Consider the following 18,581-nt stretch of genomic DNA (forward strand, 5'->3'; position numbering starts at 1 on the left):
CCACGATGACGCTATATTTCCTGGTCAAATATCTGCACGTGCTCGGCGCCATCGTCATTCTCGGCACTGGGACGGGGATCGCATTCTTCATGCTGATGGCGCATCTGAGCGGCGAGGCCGCGTTCATCGCGCGCACGGCGCAGGTGGTCGTGATCGCGGACATGCTGTTCACGCTGTCGGCGGTGCTGCTGCAGCCGGTGACCGGCGGCATGTTGATGATGCTGTCGTCGACAGCGCTGACCGAAGGCTGGATCCTCACCTCGCTCGTCCTCTATGCGCTTGCCGGCCTATTCTGGGTGCCCGTCATCTTCATGCAGATCGAGCTGCGCGATCTCGCGCGCGCCGCGGAGGCCAAGGCACAGCCGCTGCCGCTGCGCTATTTCACCGTGTTCCGCCGCTGGCTCCTGTGCGGCATTCCCGGCTTCGGCGCGGTCATGGCCATTCTCTGGCTGATGATCGCGAAGCCGTTCTGATGAGGCGCGCATGACCGCTGCTGCGAGCCCCCGAATCCTCGTGCTCGGCGCCTCCGGCCTGATCGGCCGCTACGTTACGGATGATCTGCGACGGCGCGGCTTTGCGACCGTCGGCGTGGCCCGCGCGTTCTCCGGCTCGCAGCGTGTGTCTGCGCTCGATATTGAGCTGCCGATCATGGTGCTGGACATCGCAGCGCTGGCGCAGCTGATCCGCACGCACGAGATCGACGTCGTCGTCAACTGCCTCGGCGTGCTGCAGGATGGCCCCGGCAGCGACACCAATTCGGTGCATCGCGATTTCGTCGCGCGGCTGCTCGAAGCCATCGCGACCTGCGGACACAGCGTTCGTCTCATCCACCTCTCGATTCCCGGAACGGCCGATGAAGACCGCACGGCTTTCGCCACCACCAAGCGCGCAGCCGAACGGCTGATTGCATCGTCGGGCATCGCCTCCGCGATCCTGCGCCCGGGCTTCGTGATCGCACCATCGGCCTATGGCGGCAGCGCCATGGTGCGGGCGCTCGCGGCGCTCCCATTCGATCTGCCGGCAAAGGATGCGGCAACGCCGTTCCAGCCGGTGGCGGTGGGAGACATCGCGGCGACCATCGCCTGGCTCGCCACGCGTCCGATCGACGACGAAGCCACACGTGCGGTGAGCTGGGACTTGATGCAGCCGCAGCCGGTGACACTGGGCGATGTCATCGGCGCGTTTCGCCGTTCGCTCGGCACTGCGGATGGGCCGCGCATCGCGGTGCCCGTGCCGCTCATCAATCTCGGAGCTCTCGCCGGCGACCTGTCGAACCGGCTCGGCTGGCTGCCACCGATGCGCACGACTGCAATTGCCGAGCTTAGACGCGGCGTCAGCGGCGATCCGACGCCTTGGATCGCGTTGACGGGCATCACGCCAACGACGTTGGCGGCAGCCGTCGGCGCGCATGGCGCTGCCATCCAGGACAAATGGTTTGCGCGGCTGTTCCTGATCAAGGCGCTGATCATCGCAAGCCTCGCGCTGTTCTGGATTGCCTCCGGCGCCATCGCGTTGTTGATCTCCTTTCCAGCCACGACGGCGATCCTGACCACGCGCGGCTGGCCGGAGAGCTTTGCCGTTCCGTTCGCAGCAATCACCAGCATGATGGACATCTCGATCGGCGTGCTGATCGCGTTCCGCAGGACCGCGGCCTTCGGCCTCGCCGCGGGCATGTTCGTCTCGCTCGGCTACATGATCGGCTGCGCGCTGTTCACTCCCGACCTCTGGCTCGAGCCGCTCGGCGCGCTGGTCAAAACGGGACCAGCGATCGTGCTGATGCTGGTCGCACTGCTCACCCTGGACAATCGATGATGACGAACTGGCCCGACGATGACGTGATCCTCTATGACGGCGTCTGCGTGTTCTGCTCACGCTGGATCCAGTTCGTGATCGCGCGCGATGCCGCCAGGCGCTTCCGCTTCACGCCGATCCAGTCGCCCTACGGCGTCAGGCTGGCGCAGGCGTTCGGCATCGATCCCCACGAGCCCGACACCAATGCGGTCGTGCATGGCGGCAAGGCGCACCTGAAATCCGACGCCGCGCTGACCGTGCTGTCGAACCTCTCCGGCTGGGGCTGGACGCGGGCGCTGTTCAGCGTACCGAAGCCGCTGCGGGACGCAGTCTATAGCGTGGTCGCGCGCAACCGCTACCGGATTTTCGGCAAATACGAATCCTGTTTCATACCCGATGCCGAGTTGCGGAAACGGGTGCTCGAGGAGTGATCTCGACCCAGCCCCGGCAAACCGCCAAGTCCGCAATTAATCGATTGAACCGAACATAACATCCAGTATAATTCGTTGGATCGATTGATCATAGCATGAAATTCTCCTCCAAACCGTTGGTTTGGGAGAGTTTTTCATGGCGGCCTCCTCGCATGACTTCGTTGCTGATGCGCCCGTTTCGCTGTCTCATGGACGTGGCGCTGCTCCGGCGCAGTCCGTCATATCGACGCTGCTGCCGGGACTGGCGCTGTCGGCGGCGATTGCGGCCGGCGCCTTCGGCCTGCGCCAGCTGCCGGGGCTCGGCATGTTCAGCCCGATGATCGTGGCCATCGTCGCGGGCATGGCGTTTCATAACGTCGTCGGCACGCCCGCGCGCGCCAAGCCCGGTGTCACGTTCTCGATGCGCCGCCTGCTGCGGGTCGCAATCATCCTGCTCGGCCTGCAGCTGACGGCGTCCCAGATCGTCGAGGTCGGCGCCCGCGGACTTGCCGTGATCGCGCTGAGTCTGACCGGCACCTTCCTGTTCACGGTGTGGATGGGACGGCTGCTCGGCGTCGACCGCAAGCTCGCCGAGCTGATCGCGGCAGGCACCTCGATCTGCGGCGCGTCCGCCGTCATCGCGACCAACACGGTTACGCGCGCGCATGACGAGGACGTCGCCTATGCGGTGGCCTGCGTCACCGTGTTCGGCTCGATCGCGATGTTCGCCTATCCGATGCTCCCTGCCCTGCTGCATCTCGACGCCCATGCTTTCGGCCTGTGGAGCGGCGCCTCGATCCACGAGATCGCGCAAGTGATCGCAGCTGCGTTCCAGGATGGACAGCAGGCGGGCGAGTTCGGCACCATCGCCAAGCTGGCGCGCGTGATGCTGCTGGCACCGGTCGTCCTTTCGCTTGGCGTGCTCGCGACACGCCGTGCGCGCCATGGCGGTCACGGCTCGGCCAGCGCTCAGCCGCCGCTGCCCTGGTTCGTGTTCGGCTTCATCGCGCTGGTCGGCGTCAACAGCATCATCACCGTGCCGGCCGAGGCGAAGACCGTGATCGTGACCGCGACCACGTTCCTGCTGTCGATGGCGCTGGCGGCAATGGGGCTGGAGACGGATTTTGCCAAGCTCAAGGCCAAGGGCCTGCGGCCGCTGGCGCTCGGCCTGGCAGCCTTCCTGTTCATCGCGGGCTTCAGCCTGGCGCTGGTGAAGCTGACGACATAGGACGCATGTGACGCTCGAGCAGCTCAGGATCTTCGTTGCGGTCGCGACCCGCGAGCATGTCACGCAGGCGGCGCGCGCGCTCAACCTGACCCAGTCGGCCACGTCGGCGGCCGTGGCTGCGCTCGAAGCGCGTTACCAGACCAAGCTGTTCGATCGGGTCGGCCGCCGCATCGTGCTCACGGCGGCCGGCAAGGCCTTCCTCGTCGAGGCCAGGAGCATTCTCGCGCGCGTTGCCAGCGCCGAGACCGTGCTGAACGATCTCGCCGGCTTGCAGCGCGGGCAGCTGGCGCTGGCCGCGAGCCAGACCATCGCCGGATACTGGCTGCCCGCCTTCATTCACCGCTTCAACGCCGCGCATCCGGCCATCACGCTGTCATTGTCGATCGGCAACACCGAGCAGGTGGCGGCTGACGTGCGGGAGGGCTCGGCCGACCTCGGCTTCGTCGAGGGCCATGTCGATGATCCCGTGCTCGCCGCGCAGCCGGTGGCGGACGATGAGCTGGTGCTGGCCGGGCCGCCCGGTCATCCGCTGTGCCGCGCATCAACGGTCACGGCCGATGATCTGAAATCGGCACGCTGGGTGCTGCGCGAGCAGGGCTCCGGGACGCGCGCGATGTTCGAAGCCGCGCTCGACCAGCTCGGCATCGATCCCGGAGAACTCGTTGTGGCGTTCGACCTGCCGTCGAACGAGGCCGTGCGCGGCGCGGTCGAAGCCGGCGCGGGTGTCACGGTGCTGTCGCGCCTCGTCGTCATGCGCGCCGTGAAGGCCGGCTTGCTGGCGATCGCCGATGTCACCCTGCCCAAGCGACATTTCTACAGCCTGCGCCATCGGGAGCATCACCAGACCCAGGCGGCGCGGGAGTTCTTGCGGATGGTTGGGGAAACCGGTTGATTGGGGCTCGTCATCGCGAGCGCAGCGATCCAGAATCCCACTGCGGCGACAGTCTGGATTGCTTCGCTGCGCTCGCAATGACGGTGGATAGACTAGCGCTTAACCGACAAAGACAGTGCTTCCCTCGCCGCCCGTTCACCGCTGTCGCGCGCACCATGCGCGGTCGAGAAGAAATCCAACGGTGTCGCCTCGCCGGCGAAGAACAGGCGATCATCGACGGGCGCGGCAAGCACCGCGCGCTTGTCGGCATGGCCCGGCAACGCGTGCGAATAGGCGCCGCGCGCGAAGGGATCGGCGCCCCAGCGTGACTCGGCGAGCGGCTTGAGGCTCTTGCGGATATCGCTGCCGAGCAGAGCGACGACATCGTCGATCGCCTGCGCGGCCAGCGCACCGTCGCCTGCCGCCTCGATCTCGCGCGCGAAGCTGCCGCCGTAAAAGCCCTCGATGCAGGGCTGGCCGAACGGGCGCAGTTGAAAGCTGCCGACCCGCGCGCTGCTGCTCCGGCCGCGCATACCGGAATCCTTGGGCAGGTGTTCCCAGCCGTCGAGTCCCAACGTCACCTTGTTGTCGAGCCCGAGCGGCAGGCCGGCGGCGGCTTCGAGCTTGCCGGGGAGCGCCGGGACGAAACGGATCGCTTCATCGGCGATCAGGTTGGTCGGCACGGTGACGATGACCTTGTCGGCGGTCAGCGTACCCTGCGAGGTCATGATACGGATGCGCTTGTCGCTGTGATCGATCAGCGTCACGCTGCAGTTCAAGGCGACCGGCAGGCCCGCACCGTAGGCGGCGACCAGAGTGCCGTAGCCGCTACGGACGCGCCAGTTCAGCTCGGTGTCCTCATAGGCCTCGAAGTCGAGCAGCGACATCTGGTCGAGCTCGCAGCCGTTGAGATAGCTGCAGATCGCATCGATCATGCCGTTCCAGCGATTGCCGGGCTCGAGATAATCGCTGGCCGGCGCATCGCGGCCGCTCTCTGCGGCCTTCGCCGTGCGGGTGAAGAACGCGTCCAGCGCGCGGATGAAATCCTCGCGCTCGGGCTTCGGGAACGCCGCGTCATAGGCCTGGTCGCGCCACGGCGGCCGGCTCTTGTCGATGGCGAAGGAAAGCTGCTCGGCGATGGCGACGAAGGAGTTGCGGTCGGCCGAATGCAGCCAGCCGCAGCCGAGGTCGAACGTGACATCAGGCGAGGCCATGATGGTGTGGGCACGGCCGCCGATGCGGTCGCGCGCCTCCAGCACGATGAAGGAGACACCCTTGTCCTGCAGCGCATGCGCCGCGCCGAGGCCGGCCGCGCCGGCCCCGATGATGGCAATGTCGATGGAGGATGGGAAAGACATTGGCTCATCCAGCTCCGTCGTCATGCCCGGCCTTGTGCCGGGCATCCACATCGTTCGCGCAAGCCCCAAAACGTGGATGGCCGGGACAAGCCCGGCCATGACGAGATTGAGAGCTGAGGACGGAAACTACGCCACCGCTTCCTTCTGCTTTTCCGCGCGCTTGCGCTCGTTCGGATCGAGGTGCTTCTTACGCAGGCGGATCGACTTCGGCGTGATCTCCACCAGCTCGTCGTCCTCGATATAGGCCAGCGCCTTTTCCAGCGTCATCCGGATCGGCGGGGTCAGGCGAACGGCCTCGTCCTTCGAGGTCGTGCGGATGTTGGTGAGCTGCTTGCCCTTGAGGACGTTGATCTCGAGATCATTGTCGCGGGTGTGCTCGCCGACGATCATGCCCTTGTAGACCTTCCAGCCGGGCTCGATCATCATCGGGCCGCGGTCTTCCAGCTTGAACATGGCGTAGGCCACCGCCTCGCCCTGGTCGTTCGAGATCAGGACGCCGTTGCGGCGGCCCTGGATCTGGCCCTTGTAGGGCAGGTAGTTGTGGAACAGGCGGTTCATGATCGCCGTGCCCTTGGTGTCGGTCATCAGCTCGCCCTGATAGCCGATCAGGCCGCGAGTCGGCGAGTAGAACACCAGCCGCAGACGATTGCCGCCGGACGGGCGCATCTCGATCAGCTCGGCCTTGCGCTCGCTCATCTTCTGCACCACGACGCCGGAATGCTCCTCGTCGACGTCGATCACGACCTCCTCGATCGGCTCCAGGATCTGGCCGGTGGCCTCGTCCTTCTGGAACACGACGCGGGGGCGCGACACCGACAGTTCGAAACCTTCGCGACGCATGGTCTCGATCAGGATCGCGAGCTGCAATTCGCCGCGGCCGGACACTTCCATCGCGTCCTTGTCCTGGGACTCGACCACGCGGAGCGCAACGTTGCCTTCGGCCTCGCGCAACAGGCGGTCGCGGATCAGGCGGCTGGTGACCTTGTCGCCTTCGGTACCGGCCAGCGGCGAGTTGTTGACGATGAACGACATCGACACCGTCGGCGGATCGATCGGCTGGGCCTGGATCGGCGTCTCGACCGAGGGGTCGCAGAAGGTGTCGGCCACGGTGCCCTTGGGCAGCCCGGCGATAGCGACGATGTCGCCGGCTTCCGCGATGTCGACCGGCTGACGCTCGAGCCCGCGGAACGCCAGGATCTTGCTGATGCGGCCGGTCTCCACCAGCTTGCCGTCACGCGACAGCACCTTCACGGCCTGGTTCGGCTTCACGGTGCCGGACGCGATGCGCCCGGTGATGATGCGGCCGAGATAGGGGTTGGCTTCGAGAATGGTGCCGAGCAGCCGGAACGGGCCGTCCTCGACCACCGGCGGCGCCACATGCTTGATGACGAGATCGAACAACGGCTGCATGCCGTCCTCGTGGGAGGCGTCGGGCGAGGTCGCCATCCAGCCGTTCTTGCCCGACCCGTAGAGGATCGGAAAATCGAGCTGCTCGTCGGTGGCGTCGAGTGCAGCGAACAGGTCGAACACTTCGTTCACGACTTCGGTGACGCGCGCGTCGGGCCGATCGACCTTGTTGATGGCGACGATCGGCTTCAAGCCGAGCTTGAGCGCCTTGCCGACCACGAATTTGGTCTGCGGCATCGGGCCTTCGGCCGCGTCGACCAGCACGATGACGCCGTCGACCATCGACAGGATGCGCTCGACCTCGCCGCCGAAATCGGCGTGGCCGGGGGTGTCGACGATGTTGATCTGGGTGTCTTTCCACTGCACCGAGGTGCACTTGGCCAGAATGGTGATGCCGCGCTCGCGTTCCAGATCGTTGGAATCCATCGCGCGCTCAACCTGACGCTGGTTTTCGCGATAGGTACCGGACTGCTGCAGCAACTTGTCGACCAGGGTGGTCTTGCCGTGGTCGACGTGGGCGATGATGGCGATGTTACGGAGGTTCATGGTCGGTGTCTTCTAAGCTTTCTCAAGAGCCCGTGCTCTGTCCCCGGCGGGGCGCGCGCTTTATGATAATCGAATCAAGCTGTTAGCTTTGCGACGCGCGCTCGCGAAACTCGTTCGGCGGCAGGGGCCGGCAGCCCCAAATAGGAAACCCGGCCAATGGACCGGGCAAACCTCACGCGTTGCGGCGCAATATAGGCAGAAAATGCCAAAAAACAATGACTGGTTTCAGGACTCGGAAGCGGTTTCATCGGCGCGCCGACGGGGCCGGGCCGTGCCCAGCACGATGGCCCCGACCGTGCTGGCCAGAAGTCCCGCAAGGAAGGGCGGAGACAGTACATCGTTGAACCAGACGATCCGGCTCAGCCCATAGAGAACGACGTAGGTGCCGGGAATGAGCAGCATCAGCCCGGCCATAACCGTCAGGCCGACAATGCCAGGGAGCCGCCGACGCAGCCGCAACCTCGCGCCAATTCCGGCCGCGCCGAGCAGGAAGCCTGCGATCACCACGCCCTGGTCGTCGATGTCGTTGTAGGTCGCCAGGGCAATGCAGCCGAGCACCAGCGACCAGAGGCCCGGCAGCAGCAGCGCGACTGCCGCGACCGACGTGACGGTTGTCGGCCAGCCGTTCGCCGGCGAAACCGTCGCGGTGGGCGGTCCCCCGCCGTTGCGCCGCCCACGCCGGATCAGGACGGCGCCCGCGGTCGCGGCGGACAGGCCTGCGAGGAAGAAGCCCAGATAGCCTCCCATCGTCCATCCGTCGGCAATGGCGGCCTGGACGGTCGCGTAAAGGCCCCAGCAGATCATCGCAAGGCCGGCGAGCTGGATGATGGACATCAGACAACCGCCGCCACCCGACGCCGCTGCGACCGGATCCGGCGCGCCCCCGGGCGGCCCTTTCCAGCGCTCCCGTGGCAGCGGCGGGCGCGCGCGTTCAGCGTCATTCTGGCCTGACTCATTCGGCGACATCGCGATGCCTCGGCTCAGCGCCACCGGCGGTAGAGCGCCAACGCGATCTGCATGAGGCCGGGAATGGCAAACCGACCAGAATCAATCCCGGGCCCGACAGGCCGCCGGCGACGATGTCGGAGCGGAACATAGCGAATACGCAGCCGACGGGAAACAGCAGGGCGAGACCGCCAAGCACCGCCAGAACGGTCGCCAGCAGGCTGACCGGCTGCCGAACCCGGGGCAGCTCCTGCAGGAAGGGCGACAGGATCGGACGACGATCGTCTGGATCATTCATGATCGTTCATGGCCGCGTTGGACCCATGCGATGGATGGCGAACAACATCACGACAAGGCCGGCCGCCGCCAGTCCCAATCCGGGCCCGTCAACGGATCGAAGAGCGGTTGGGACGAAGCCGCGAGGGTCACCGTCATGCAGCGTCCGTCAACGACGCCACGCTGTCATGATCAGCCAGATCCCGCCGGCGCCGATCGCCAGGCCGGCGACGACCCACGCCGTCAACGCGTCCGGCCAGCTTTTCTCCTGCAACCCGAGATAGCCGAAGACCACGGCGCAGGCGCCGGGCAGCAGCAGGATCACGCCGGCCACGAACAGAAACGCCGCCAGGCAGCCACTGCGCTGCTCCGGGGGTGTCGCGGGAGGGGGCGCGTCGGGTGTCGTCATTGCGGTGGCTTCCGGCGTTTCATCCTGCCGACGGCGGCAATGATCATCAGGAGGCCGCCGCCTGCGATAACGAAGGCCAGTCCGGTCAACGGCAGCGCGCCGCGCGGATCGGCGATGACGCACAGCACGCCGGGGAGCAGCAGGATGATGCCGAAGACGATCAGAAAGGCAGTGAGGCAGCCATTGCCGGCCTCCGGCGAGCCTGGACCGCGAGCCGGCGGCCAGACCGGCAATTTCTGCTCCGGCTCGCTCATGATCGGCCGCCTTTCGCCAGTCGCGCCCTGATGCCGTCGATGGCGCCGTTGCGGTAGAACAGGTTGTAGGTGTCGAACGGGATGATCTCGCCGCGCTCGGTGACGAAATGGATGCAGGAACGCTTGACGTTGCCGATGCAGAAATTGAAGCGGTCGAGAAACTGCACGATGGTGACGCGGAAGACGTGCTCATAGCCGAGATCGTCGGGCACCTCGACGGTCGGCAGGCAGCACAGGAATTCGGCAACGCGCTGGCCGGTGTTGAGCGCGCCGGACGACAGCGAGAACAGCTCGACGAATTTTTCGCGCAGCACCGGATATTTTTCCGGGCTGATCGTGTTCGGCATCACCGACAAGAGCTCTTCCTGCGGCACCATCGAGGTCAGCGGCAGCACCGTGGTGCCGTTGCGCAGGCCATAGCCGATCGAGATGCTTTCGGGATTGCAGGGCAGCGGGATCATGTCGGTGTCGCCGAACACGCCGGTCTCGACGACGCGGCGGCGGATCTCCGACAGCATGATGCGGTCGGTGTCCTTGTTGAAATCCGCGTTGCGGCCGGCGTCCTGCACCGGCTGCAGCGTCACCCCGCGGACGCATTTCCATTCGAGCGCGTGGCGGACGATGTCGCCGATCTCGTCGTCATTGACGCCGCGCTTGATGGTCGCGACCAGCGTCGTCGAGATGCCCTCGCGCTCCAGATTCTCCAGCGCCTGCTGGCGGATGCGGCGCAGGTCAGCGCCGCGCAGATTGGTGAGCCCGGCGCGCGACAATGAATCGAACTGCAGGTAAACCTCGAGGCCACGCTTGTTTTCGGCCAGCCTTGCCACGAAGTCCGGCTCGCGGGCGATGCGCAGGCCGTTGGTGTTGATCATGACATGGCGGATCGGACGCGCCCGCACCGCGGCGAGGATGTCGAAGAAGTCAGGATGCAGCGTCGGCTCGCCGCCGGAGATCTGCACCAGGTCCGGCTCGCCCTCGCTTCTCACCAGCGCGTCCAGCATCCGCTCGACGGTGGCGAGCGGGGTGAAATGCGCCCGCTGCGGCGAGGACTCCGCGAAGCACACCGGGCAGGTCAGGTTGCAGTGATCGGTGATCTCGATCAGCGCCAGGCAGGAATGCTGCTCGTGGTCGGGGCACAGGCCGCAATCATAGGGGCAGCCATACTCGGTGCGGCGCTGGAAGCTGAGCGGCGTGTCGCCGGGCTTGATGAAGTCCTTGCAGCGACGCCAATAGGCGGCATCGTCGGAGACCAGCGTCGACTGCACGCCGTGATCCGGGCAGCGCTTCTCGTACCAGACCTCGTTGTCGAGGATCTGGATCTTGGTCGGCACCAGCGCGAGGCAGGTCTCGCAGAGCGATTGGGTCTGCCCCCAGAACACGTAGGGACGTGACTTACGCAGCGGCGCGTTCATGCAGAACCTTTGCTCGTGGCGCCGTCGCCAGCATGGCCATGGCGTAAGCCGCGATGGCGAGCGACAGCAGATGAAACAGCGTGAACGGGCCGATCACCGGCCCATAGGGCTTGAGGAATTCCCAGGCGAAGCGCTGCAGCCCATAGACGAGCAGTGCGAGATAGAAGCCATTGGCGATCACGGTCGCGTTCCGGCGCAGCACGGCGGCGACATAGAAGGCTGCGAATATCGCCATCGCGAGGCTCTCATAGAGCTGCACCGGATGGCGCAGGATGCGGTCGCCGAAATCATGGCCCCAGGGCAACGCCGTCGGCGTGCCATAGGTGAAGTCGTCGAGCCCCGCGGCATAGCAGCCGATGCGGCCAACGGCGATGCCGACCGCCATCGGCAGCGCAAAGCGCGCGCCGGTGCGCACCGCAATGCCGTGACGCCATTTGTACAGCTCGACCGCGATGATGCCGCCCGCTAGCGCGCCTTCGACCGAGCGGGCCACGCCAGCCAGGCCGGAGAACCACAGGTTCAGGCTACCGAACAGGTACGCGCCGATCCCGGCGCCGAATACCAGCGCCGCGACATACGGCCATTCGGTCGCCTGTCCGGGAAAGCGCAGCCCCTGGAGACGCGACAGCCACCAGCCGGCAGCGCCGGCGGTGAGCCACGCGGCAACATCGAAGATTGCGTGAAGCGCAGCCCCGCCCATGAACCCCATCGTCCGATCGTTGTCGGACTATGACAAGTTCGGCCCATGGAAGGCAATGCCGTCCGGGTGCGGGAGCCGCTCAGCCGGTCGCGGCCTCGTCGGCCGGATAGACACCGCGCAGGACTTCCTCGAAATGAGTCTTCACCGCCTCGTTGCACAGACATGACCGGCGCTTGAGCGCGTCGAAGTCTCGCACCACGAAGGCGCCGCGCCGGGTCTCGAGGATGCCGTCCGCCCGGAAGCTCTGGATCACGCGGCTGACGTAGCTGCGGCCGACACCGAGCAGCGTCGCGAGTTGCTCATGGGTGAGCGGCACGACGTCGTCCCCATCGGTGCGCTCCATCGCCGCGACGATCCATTTCGCCGTGCGCTGGTCGATCGAGTGGATGGCATTGCAGGCCGTGGACTGGAACATCTGCGCCAGCATGCAATCGGCATAGCGCGCGAACACGTTGCGCAACGTCTTCGATTGCAGCTTGGCGGCTGCCAGACGGGACAACGGCAGCCTTGCAAACGGGCCGCCGAACTTGACCACGATCCGGGTATAGGCCGGCAGAAAGCCTTCGCTGACGATGCCGCCGACCGCGCCCTCGCGGCCGACCAGGATGGTCTCGACGTCGCGGCCGTCCTCATTGGGAACGAGATAGGACGCGAGCGCCGGCCCGCAGGGAAAATGTACGATCTGCACGTCATCTCCCGGACTGTAGATCAGATCGTTCGGCGCCGCCTCGTCCGCGGACAGATATGGGGCGATCAGCGCGTAGTCGGCCGGGCTCAGCCGCCGCAACAGGTTGTTGTAGGGCCGCTCCCGGGCGAGCGTCGTGACACCTTGGCTCAGCATTTGTCACCCCCGCGCTACGCATGTGCGTGATACGTGCCCTCTGTGTTCACAAGTGCACCGACACAGGAACTCTGATATGCTGGTTTCCGTTCCAGGAACCCGCCGGCGTGCTCGATAGGAGGCGCGGGCTGCGGAGCCGTCCTTCACCCTGGAACCCCGCAAATCCCATGACCTGCTCGCAACCCCGCGTGCCCGAGCTGTATCAGGACGTGCTGGTCGTTGAAGACGACCCGATCATAGCGCTCGGCCTCGAAGACACCATCGCCGACCTCGGCATTGCCGCTGTCCGGGTCGCCTCCAATGTCGCGACCGCGCTCGCGATGATCGCCGAGCGCGCGCCGGAATTCGCGCTGCTCGATGTCGGCCTGGTGCGCGAAAAGAGCTTCGCGATCGCCGAACGCCTGACGACGCTCGGCATTCCCTTCGCCTTTTCGACCGGCTACGGCGCAGACCGCGTACCGGCCGCATTTTCCGACCGGCCACGGCTGCCGAAGCCGTGCCCGACGGACGCATTGGAGGCAGTGCTGCAACGACGCGATTAGGCGCCGTCGCCGCACTTGCTCGCCTTCGGAGCGAGCAGACTTCAGGCCAGTTTCGGGTCCAGCGTGGTCGACCACAGCGCGACGTCGGCGCGATCGCGCAGGGTCACCGTCATCTGTCCCGTTGGGCCGTCGATCTTGACATGACCGAAGAACTGCATCCCGGCCGAGGGCGGCAGGTTCTGCTTGTCGAGGCCGGGCGCCTTGATGAAACGCACTTCGGGGCCGAAGGTGTTGTCGAGCTCGTTCGGGCCGAACGTGCCGGCGTGCAGCGGGCCCGAGACGAACTCCCAGAACGGCTCGAAATCCTGGAATTGGGCCTTGTTCGGATCGTAGTAGTGCGCGGCCGCGTAGTGCACGTCGGCCGTGAGCCACACCGTGTTCTGGATCGGTGCGGTCTTGATGAAGCGCAGGATCTCGGCGATCTCGAGCTCGCGGCCGCGCGCCGGACCGTCACCCTGCGCGATCGCTTCCGAACCCTTCTTATTTGCTGCATCATCATAGACGATCAGGCTCAGCGGCATGTCGGAGGCGATCACCTTCCAGGTCGCGCGCGAGTTCAACAGCTCGCGCTTCAGCCAGCGCATCTGGTCCGGTCCGATGAAGTAGGACGACGGGCCGTAGCTGGTCTCCAGATTGGCGCCGTTGGCGCCGCGATAGCTGCGCTCGTCCAGCACGAACACGTCGAGATGCGGACCGTAGTTGATGGTGCGATAGACCCGGCCCGGCTCATTGATGCTCTCGCGCATCGGGTACATCTCGTGGAAGGCGCGCGCCGCACGCGCCGCGAGCAGCTCGATGTTGCGCTCCTTGTAGGCCGCCGGCAGATCCTTGGAGGCCGACCAGTTGTTGGTCACCTCGTGGTCGTCCCACTGCACGAAGATCGGCACCTCGGCATTGAAGCCGCGCACATTCTCGTCGAGGAAATTGTACTTATGCGCGGCACGGAATTCGTCCAGCGTCTCGGCGACCTTGGCCTTCTCCTGCACGGTCAGGTTCTTCCACACCTTGTTGTCCGGCAGTTTCACCTCGGACAGGATCGGGCCGTCGGCGTAGATGGTATCGCCGGAATGGAGGAAGAAGTCCGGCCGGTGCTTCTTCATCGTGGCGAAGGTGAACATGCCGCCGTCGTCGGGGTTGATGCCCCAGCCCTGCCCCGCGACATCGCCGCCCCAGACGAACGAGACGTCGCGCTTGTTGCCAGGCGCGGTACGGAAGCGGCCGACGATGGACTCGCTTTCGACGGCCGTGTGCGAGAGGTCGCGGAATTTGACGCGGTAGAAGATGTCCTGGCCGCTCGGCAGATTGTCGACCAGCATCTTGGCGGTGAAGTCGCTCTCAGGCAGCGCCGCGATCGGAGGCAGGCTGCGCGCGTCCTTGAACGATTCGGTGGTGGCAACCTCGACCATCATCTGCGACGGCCGGTCGGCGCGCGCCCACACCACGCCGCCATCCATGCTGACGTCGCCCGACTGGACGCCATGCGTCAGCTGCGGCCGGTCGGCCGCGCGGCTGAGATAGGGCATCGACAGCGTCGTGACGCCGGCTGCGGCAGCGGTCGACAGGAAGCGGCGGCGGGACAGCTTGTGAAGCTGCGGGCGAGGGACGTGGACGGTCATGCGAAGCTCCTGGTCGGATAGGCGCGCGGACAGGCGCTGCCCAAGACATCGCAGACCTAGAAAAGATTGATGACGCTTGAATTACACCGGTCGCTCGCAGCGACGCGCCACACAGTCGTGCATCGGCTGCGGCGCAACGTCAGGTGCTGGCCGCGCGCAATTGTGCGCCGGTGCGCTGCAGGTTCGCCGGCATGCTCATCAGGATCAGCTTGCGGTCGGCGACCGCGTTGTGGAACTGCTCCAGCGCGATGTTGAAAGCGGTGAGCGCGGCATGCTCGATCGCGCCGTCCTCGAAGCAGGTCAAGGTGTTGCGCAGGATCTCGTCGGCCTCGGCCTGCAGTTGGTCGAGCTCGTCGGTCGAATCGCTCTTGCGCGCGATCGGGATCATCTCGAGCAGCCGGTCGCGCAGCGAGGTGTTGATGGTGCGTTCGTCGCGCTTGAGGTAGCCGGCGAACCAGGCGCCGGCTGAGCCCGTCGCCGACAGCGCCATCAGGCCCCACCAGATGTAGTCGCTGTAGCGATCGAGGAACGTCTTCTCTTCGCCGTCGACGAACGCCGCCGCGCCGGGATGCGCCGGAATCGCGGCGTCCTTGTCGGTGTCGGGGGTCTCGATCTTGGCAGCCAGCGGGAACTCCGACAGCAATTGCTGACGCACCGAAAACAGCTGATGCGTGAATGTGGACACGGTCGAATCCGACAGGCCTTTGCGCGCCACGATGTGATGGTTGAAGCTGATCGTCTTCACCTCGTCCTCGGGACGATCGGGCGAGCCGCCGAAGGCGCCGGCGGGAATTTCGGTCGCCTCATATTCGGGGTGGTTCTGCGCGATGGCTTCGGCCGAATCGATCGCCAGAAACGTCGGCGTGCCGCCGTCCTTGGTGGCGGCTGCGATCGCGTCCGCCGTGATCTTGCTGTTGATCGGCCCGGCCGCAAGATAGACGTCGGCCTTCTGGCTGCGGACGGCTTCGGTGGCCTCGGTGATCGGGAACTGGACGATTTCGACCTTGCCCGCGTCGACCCCGTACTGATGCAGAATCACCTTCAGCAGGTTCGCGTTGGCCGGCGTGCGCCCGATGATGCCGACCTTGTGGCCGGCCAGCTGCGAAATCTTGGTGATCTTGGCGGCGCCCTTGCGGCTCTTGCCTTTGCCTGCCGGCGGCACCCAGAGAACAGCGACGTTCTTGCGCAGAGTCGCGACGGCCTGTGCGTTCTTCGGGACATCGAGGTCGCCGCGAACGATCGCGAGATCGACCTTGCCGGCAGCCAGCGCCTGAGCGCTTTCGGCCGCGCCCTCGGTCGGAACAGGACGAAGCCGCACGGACGCATGAGACTGCGCGAACGCCTGGGTCAGGGCCTGAACCACCTTGAGATCGTCGCTGTTGGACGGGCCGACCGCGATCTTCAGCACCACCGGGCGCATCGCGAAATAATAGGCACCCGTCACAGCACCGACGATCGCAAGGATCCCGGCAATGACGATGAACACGGCAGGGCGCACCTGCGAGCGCTGCGCTGGCGTGGTCTGAGGGTCTGCCAGGTCCCGTCCTCCGGTCTCTTCCATCGGCTCAGAAGCGGCGCCGGCGGCGCGGCTTCGTCTGGTTCCTATTCGCTAACGTCAATCTGTAGCAAATTTCTTGTCGGTCCGGGGTTACATCTGCGTCATGGTTACCGGAGCCCGAGTGGATGAAGGAGGGACAGGCGGGATGAGCCCCCCGGGCCGGCCGGCGTGGCAATACGCTGATCCCGATGAAGGATTCGATCGCGCCGGGGCGCGAGACGCCACCAGCGCTATCGGCTAACCTGTCCCGTAGAGTTCCGGATGCGTCAACGCGTCCGGTGATGCGTCAGGGATCGACGGGATGGAGGCTTGATATGACGGAACGGTTATCGGTCGAGGCCCGCGCCAGCGCCTTGCGGGAGCTTTCGGGCTGGTCGGAACTGGACGGCCGTGAGGCCATCACGCGCATCTTTACGTTCAGCGACTTCAACGAGGCGTTCGGCTTCATGACCCGGGTTGCCCTGGCGGCCGAGAAGCGCGACCATCATCCGGAATGGCGCAACGTCTATCGCACGGTCGAAATCGTGCTGACGACGCATGACGCCGGCGGCGTGACGCTGCGCGATATCGAGCTGGCCGGGGCGATCGATGCGATCGCGGCGGCCGCCTGAGAATCCACGCCCACCCACGCGTCTTGCAGCAGCAGGCGCAATCCCCACATCACCCGCGGAGGGCGCTAGCGGCGCCATCCGGGATGGGGAGAGCAGACATGGCGTCCGATACGACCGACTATAGCGTTGGCTTCGAGCCGGCCGACCGGCTGGCGCGGGACCGCGACAGCATTCGCCGCCGCTTCTGGATCAAGTTCAAGCGGGTCATGGCCAAGCTGCCCTTCGCCGAGGATCTGCTCGCCGCCTATTACTGCGCCTTCGACAAGGAAACGCCGCGACACGTGCAGGTCGCCCTGCTCGGCGCCATCGCCTATTTCATCCTGCCATTCGACTTCGTGCCCGACGTGATGCCGGTTCTCGGCTTCACCGACGACGCCGCAGTGCTCGCCACCGCCATCCGCATGGTGGCCTCGCATATCACGCCGGATCATCACGCGGCGGCGCGGGCGGTGCTTGCGCGCGGTCTCGATCCGAAGACGGACGTCGAGGACGCCGGCTGAATCCAGCTGCAACGCGCCACCGTCGAACGGCAGACAAACAAAAAGCCCCGCGGTGACGCGGGGCTTTTCTCTTGGGTCTACTCTCTTGGGTCTGCCGGGAGCAGCTCCACGATATGGTTCAGCGCTGGGGACGCGCCTGCGCGCGGGCGTTGCCGTTCTTGTCGGCCTCCCAGGCCTGATATTGCTTGAACAGGGCTTCCCGCTCGGCCTCGTTCTGCAGGCCCTTGCCGGCGTTGCTCTGCTTCAGGAAGTCGTCGAACCGATCACGTTGCGCCCCTTCCATCGCGTGGCTCTCGAGCCATTTGCTCGCGGAAGGCAACCGCTGCCAGCCGGCCAGCGGCGCCGACAGAGAGACTTCCTTCCACTTCGGATGGAAGGGCGGGTTCTGGAACGCCGGGAACTTGGTGAAGAAGGCGTCGACGAAGGTCGCGAGCTTGCGATAGCGGTCGGTGTTCGGCGCCCAGTTGTAGGCCGCGAGCACGGCCGGAACCGCGATCGTGTCGACCTTCTCGCCCTCGGCGATCAGGTTCGGATAGTCCTTCGCCGTCAATGTTGCCGGCAGATAGTCGGTCTGCAGCGGACGGTCGTAGTCGACGTTGACGAGATGGAAGCGGCCGTCATTCACGAAGGTCGAGACCGACTTGTAGGGTTTGCCGCCGACGACGATCACCGCGTCGAGCTCACCCCGCTTCAGCTTCTCCATCGCGATGCGCTGCTCGATGTAGAGGAAATTCGCGCGCAGCCCGAGACGTTCGAACACGGTGAGCGCGGTCACGAAGGTGCCGCCATTCGGCAGATCGACGCTGACCCGGCGGCCTTCGAGGTCGCGCAGATTACGTACCGCGCGCGGCGCGATCACCTGCATCTCCTCGTTGTACAGCTTGGTGACGTATGTGAACTGCTTCTTGATGTCCTTGGCGAACCCCTTGCGCTCCAGATAGTCGAGTGTGTCGGCGCGGACGACGCCGAGATCGACGCCCTGCAGGAACAGGATGTCGGCCACGCTCTGCACCGAGCCACGACCGACGATCGGCAGCACGCGCAGATTGGTTCCGTCGTCCAGCAGCGAGGCCAGATCGGCGCCGAACTGCACATAGGTGCCGCCGATGGTGCCGGTGATCAGCGTCACGGTGTTGGCGTTGAGCGCCTGCTTGGTCTGCACCGAGCCGAACTGGAAGATCGCCTTCAGGCTGTCGCTGACCTTGGCCGGATCAAATTCGCTTTCTTCCGCGTGGGCAGAAAATCCGCACGCTATCATCATTGCGGCGATGGCCGCTCCAACTAGACGTCGCATGTGTCCCCCTCG

Annotated in this window: 20 protein-coding genes; 8 read left to right on the top strand and 12 right to left on the bottom strand. The window is 65.6% G+C overall.

What is annotated here, in order from left to right; genetic code table 11:
- The first annotated feature begins 5 nt into the window (after positions 1-5).
- The 5 genes from LQG66_RS22355 to LQG66_RS22375 all read left to right on the top strand — a co-directional run bounded on the left by LQG66_RS22355 (position 6) and on the right by LQG66_RS22375 (position 4,321).
- Positions 6-473: a DUF2269 family protein gene (locus tag LQG66_RS22355; RefSeq protein ID WP_231317835.1), complete on the top strand. Its 468-nt coding sequence runs from the start codon at positions 6-8 to the stop codon at positions 471-473.
- 10 nt (positions 474-483) lie between these two features.
- On the top strand, positions 484-1,812 hold the full coding sequence (locus LQG66_RS22360; protein ID WP_231317836.1) for an SDR family oxidoreductase: 1,329 nt from the start codon (positions 484-486) through the stop codon (positions 1,810-1,812).
- Positions 1,812-2,222 (top strand): thiol-disulfide oxidoreductase DCC family protein, encoded by a 411-nt coding sequence (locus tag LQG66_RS22365; RefSeq protein ID WP_231317837.1) that lies wholly within the window; start codon positions 1,812-1,814, stop codon positions 2,220-2,222. Before LQG66_RS22360 ends, LQG66_RS22365 begins: the two co-directional genes overlap by 1 nt.
- A 136-nt stretch (positions 2,223-2,358) precedes the next feature.
- The gene (locus LQG66_RS22370) at positions 2,359-3,429 is read left to right on the top strand and encodes a YeiH family protein (protein WP_231317838.1); all 1,071 of its coding nucleotides are present in this window, start codon (positions 2,359-2,361) and stop codon (positions 3,427-3,429) included.
- Positions 3,430-3,436: 7 nt separating this feature from the next.
- Entirely contained in the window at positions 3,437-4,321 is an 885-nt protein-coding gene (locus LQG66_RS22375) for a LysR family transcriptional regulator (protein ID WP_231317839.1), read from the top strand.
- Positions 4,322-4,413: 92 nt separating this feature from the next.
- On the opposite strand, the gene LQG66_RS22380 is transcribed toward LQG66_RS22375, so the two are convergent.
- The 9 genes from LQG66_RS22380 to LQG66_RS22420 form a co-directional block, all read right to left on the bottom strand.
- On the bottom strand, positions 4,414-5,658 hold the full coding sequence (locus tag LQG66_RS22380) for a flavin monoamine oxidase family protein (protein WP_231317840.1): 1,245 nt from the start codon (positions 5,656-5,658) through the stop codon (positions 4,414-4,416).
- 126 nt (positions 5,659-5,784) lie between these two features.
- Complete coding sequence (gene typA, locus LQG66_RS22385) at positions 5,785-7,611, bottom strand: translational GTPase TypA (RefSeq protein ID WP_231317841.1); 1,827 nt, start codon at positions 7,609-7,611, stop codon at positions 5,785-5,787.
- 225 nt (positions 7,612-7,836) lie between these two features.
- Positions 7,837-8,445, bottom strand: a complete 609-nt coding sequence (locus LQG66_RS22390) for a hypothetical protein (RefSeq protein ID WP_231317842.1) — start codon at positions 8,443-8,445, stop codon at positions 7,837-7,839.
- Positions 8,446-8,563: 118 nt separating this feature from the next.
- On the bottom strand, positions 8,564-8,854 hold the full coding sequence (locus tag LQG66_RS22395; protein ID WP_231317843.1) for a hypothetical protein: 291 nt from the start codon (positions 8,852-8,854) through the stop codon (positions 8,564-8,566).
- A 147-nt stretch (positions 8,855-9,001) separates the two neighbouring features.
- Entirely contained in the window at positions 9,002-9,241 is a 240-nt protein-coding gene (locus tag LQG66_RS22400) for a hypothetical protein (protein ID WP_231317844.1), read from the bottom strand.
- Complete coding sequence (locus LQG66_RS22405; protein WP_231317845.1) at positions 9,238-9,495, bottom strand: hypothetical protein; 258 nt, start codon at positions 9,493-9,495, stop codon at positions 9,238-9,240. Before LQG66_RS22405 ends, LQG66_RS22400 begins: the two co-directional genes overlap by 4 nt.
- Positions 9,492-10,907 (bottom strand): radical SAM protein, encoded by a 1,416-nt coding sequence (locus LQG66_RS22410; RefSeq protein ID WP_231317846.1) that lies wholly within the window; start codon positions 10,905-10,907, stop codon positions 9,492-9,494. Before LQG66_RS22410 ends, LQG66_RS22405 begins: the two co-directional genes overlap by 4 nt.
- Positions 10,888-11,607 carry a prolipoprotein diacylglyceryl transferase gene (locus LQG66_RS22415; RefSeq protein WP_231327893.1) on the bottom strand — a complete coding sequence of 240 codons (720 nt, stop codon included), beginning with the start codon at positions 11,605-11,607 and terminating at the stop codon, positions 10,888-10,890. The genes LQG66_RS22410 and LQG66_RS22415 overlap by 20 nt, the downstream gene beginning before the upstream one ends.
- Before the next feature lie 79 nt (positions 11,608-11,686).
- Positions 11,687-12,448, bottom strand: a complete 762-nt coding sequence (locus tag LQG66_RS22420; RefSeq protein WP_231317847.1) for a Crp/Fnr family transcriptional regulator — start codon at positions 12,446-12,448, stop codon at positions 11,687-11,689.
- Between the two features lie 167 nt (positions 12,449-12,615).
- Between LQG66_RS22420 and LQG66_RS22425 the strand changes: the two genes are divergently transcribed.
- A complete protein-coding gene (locus LQG66_RS22425; protein WP_231317848.1) occupies positions 12,616-12,990 on the top strand; it encodes a response regulator in 375 nt (124 codons plus the stop codon).
- 41 nt (positions 12,991-13,031) lie between these two features.
- On the opposite strand, the gene LQG66_RS22430 is transcribed toward LQG66_RS22425, so the two are convergent.
- Positions 13,032-14,606: an alkaline phosphatase D family protein gene (locus tag LQG66_RS22430; protein ID WP_231317849.1), complete on the bottom strand. Its 1,575-nt coding sequence runs from the start codon at positions 14,604-14,606 to the stop codon at positions 13,032-13,034.
- Between the two features lie 139 nt (positions 14,607-14,745).
- On the bottom strand, positions 14,746-16,092 hold the full coding sequence (locus LQG66_RS22435; RefSeq protein WP_231317850.1) for a TAXI family TRAP transporter solute-binding subunit: 1,347 nt from the start codon (positions 16,090-16,092) through the stop codon (positions 14,746-14,748).
- Positions 16,093-16,478: 386 nt separating this feature from the next.
- Here LQG66_RS22435 and LQG66_RS22440 point away from each other — a divergent pair, with 386 nt between their 5' ends.
- A complete protein-coding gene (locus LQG66_RS22440; RefSeq protein WP_231327894.1) occupies positions 16,479-16,775 on the top strand; it encodes a 4a-hydroxytetrahydrobiopterin dehydratase in 297 nt (98 codons plus the stop codon).
- 98 nt (positions 16,776-16,873) lie between these two features.
- A complete protein-coding gene (locus LQG66_RS22445) occupies positions 16,874-17,275 on the top strand; it encodes a YkvA family protein (RefSeq protein WP_231317851.1) in 402 nt (133 codons plus the stop codon).
- Between the two features lie 118 nt (positions 17,276-17,393).
- On the opposite strand, the gene LQG66_RS22450 is transcribed toward LQG66_RS22445, so the two are convergent.
- Positions 17,394-18,569 (bottom strand): TAXI family TRAP transporter solute-binding subunit, encoded by a 1,176-nt coding sequence (locus tag LQG66_RS22450; protein ID WP_231317852.1) that lies wholly within the window; start codon positions 18,567-18,569, stop codon positions 17,394-17,396.
- Positions 18,570-18,581: the final 12 nt, after the last annotated feature.

The sequence above is a fragment of the Bradyrhizobium ontarionense genome, from assembly GCF_021088345.1.
Taxonomy (GTDB): Bacteria; Pseudomonadota; Alphaproteobacteria; order Rhizobiales; family Xanthobacteraceae; genus Bradyrhizobium; species Bradyrhizobium ontarionense.

Excerpts from the sequence above, each read along its gene's own strand:
- LQG66_RS22420 (WP_231317847.1), bottom strand. The coding sequence starts at position 12,448 with ATGCTGAGCCAAGGTGTCACGACGCTCGCCCGGGAGCGGCCCTACAAC.
- LQG66_RS22390 (WP_231317842.1), bottom strand. The coding sequence starts at position 8,445 with ATGTCCATCATCCAGCTCGCCGGCCTTGCGATGATCTGCTGGGGCCTT.
- typA (WP_231317841.1), bottom strand. The coding sequence starts at position 7,611 with ATGAACCTCCGTAACATCGCCATCATCGCCCACGTCGACCACGGCAAG.
- LQG66_RS22410 (WP_231317846.1), bottom strand. The coding sequence starts at position 10,907 with ATGAACGCGCCGCTGCGTAAGTCACGTCCCTACGTGTTCTGGGGGCAG.
- LQG66_RS22415 (WP_231327893.1), bottom strand. The coding sequence starts at position 11,607 with ATGGGCGGGGCTGCGCTTCACGCAATCTTCGATGTTGCCGCGTGGCTC.
- LQG66_RS22405 (WP_231317845.1), bottom strand. The coding sequence starts at position 9,495 with ATGAGCGAGCCGGAGCAGAAATTGCCGGTCTGGCCGCCGGCTCGCGGT.
- LQG66_RS22445 (WP_231317851.1), top strand. The coding sequence starts at position 16,874 with ATGGCGTCCGATACGACCGACTATAGCGTTGGCTTCGAGCCGGCCGAC.
- LQG66_RS22355 (WP_231317835.1), top strand. The coding sequence starts at position 6 with ATGACGCTATATTTCCTGGTCAAATATCTGCACGTGCTCGGCGCCATC.
- LQG66_RS22370 (WP_231317838.1), top strand. The coding sequence starts at position 2,359 with ATGGCGGCCTCCTCGCATGACTTCGTTGCTGATGCGCCCGTTTCGCTG.
- LQG66_RS22400 (WP_231317844.1), bottom strand. The coding sequence starts at position 9,241 with ATGACGACACCCGACGCGCCCCCTCCCGCGACACCCCCGGAGCAGCGC.
- LQG66_RS22380 (WP_231317840.1), bottom strand. The coding sequence starts at position 5,658 with ATGTCTTTCCCATCCTCCATCGACATTGCCATCATCGGGGCCGGCGCG.
- LQG66_RS22360 (WP_231317836.1), top strand. The coding sequence starts at position 484 with ATGACCGCTGCTGCGAGCCCCCGAATCCTCGTGCTCGGCGCCTCCGGC.
- LQG66_RS22395 (WP_231317843.1), bottom strand. The coding sequence starts at position 8,854 with ATGAATGATCCAGACGATCGTCGTCCGATCCTGTCGCCCTTCCTGCAG.
- LQG66_RS22425 (WP_231317848.1), top strand. The coding sequence starts at position 12,616 with ATGACCTGCTCGCAACCCCGCGTGCCCGAGCTGTATCAGGACGTGCTG.
- LQG66_RS22365 (WP_231317837.1), top strand. The coding sequence starts at position 1,812 with ATGACGAACTGGCCCGACGATGACGTGATCCTCTATGACGGCGTCTGC.
- LQG66_RS22440 (WP_231327894.1), top strand. The coding sequence starts at position 16,479 with ATGACGGAACGGTTATCGGTCGAGGCCCGCGCCAGCGCCTTGCGGGAG.
- LQG66_RS22450 (WP_231317852.1), bottom strand. The coding sequence starts at position 18,569 with ATGCGACGTCTAGTTGGAGCGGCCATCGCCGCAATGATGATAGCGTGC.
- LQG66_RS22430 (WP_231317849.1), bottom strand. The coding sequence starts at position 14,606 with ATGACCGTCCACGTCCCTCGCCCGCAGCTTCACAAGCTGTCCCGCCGC.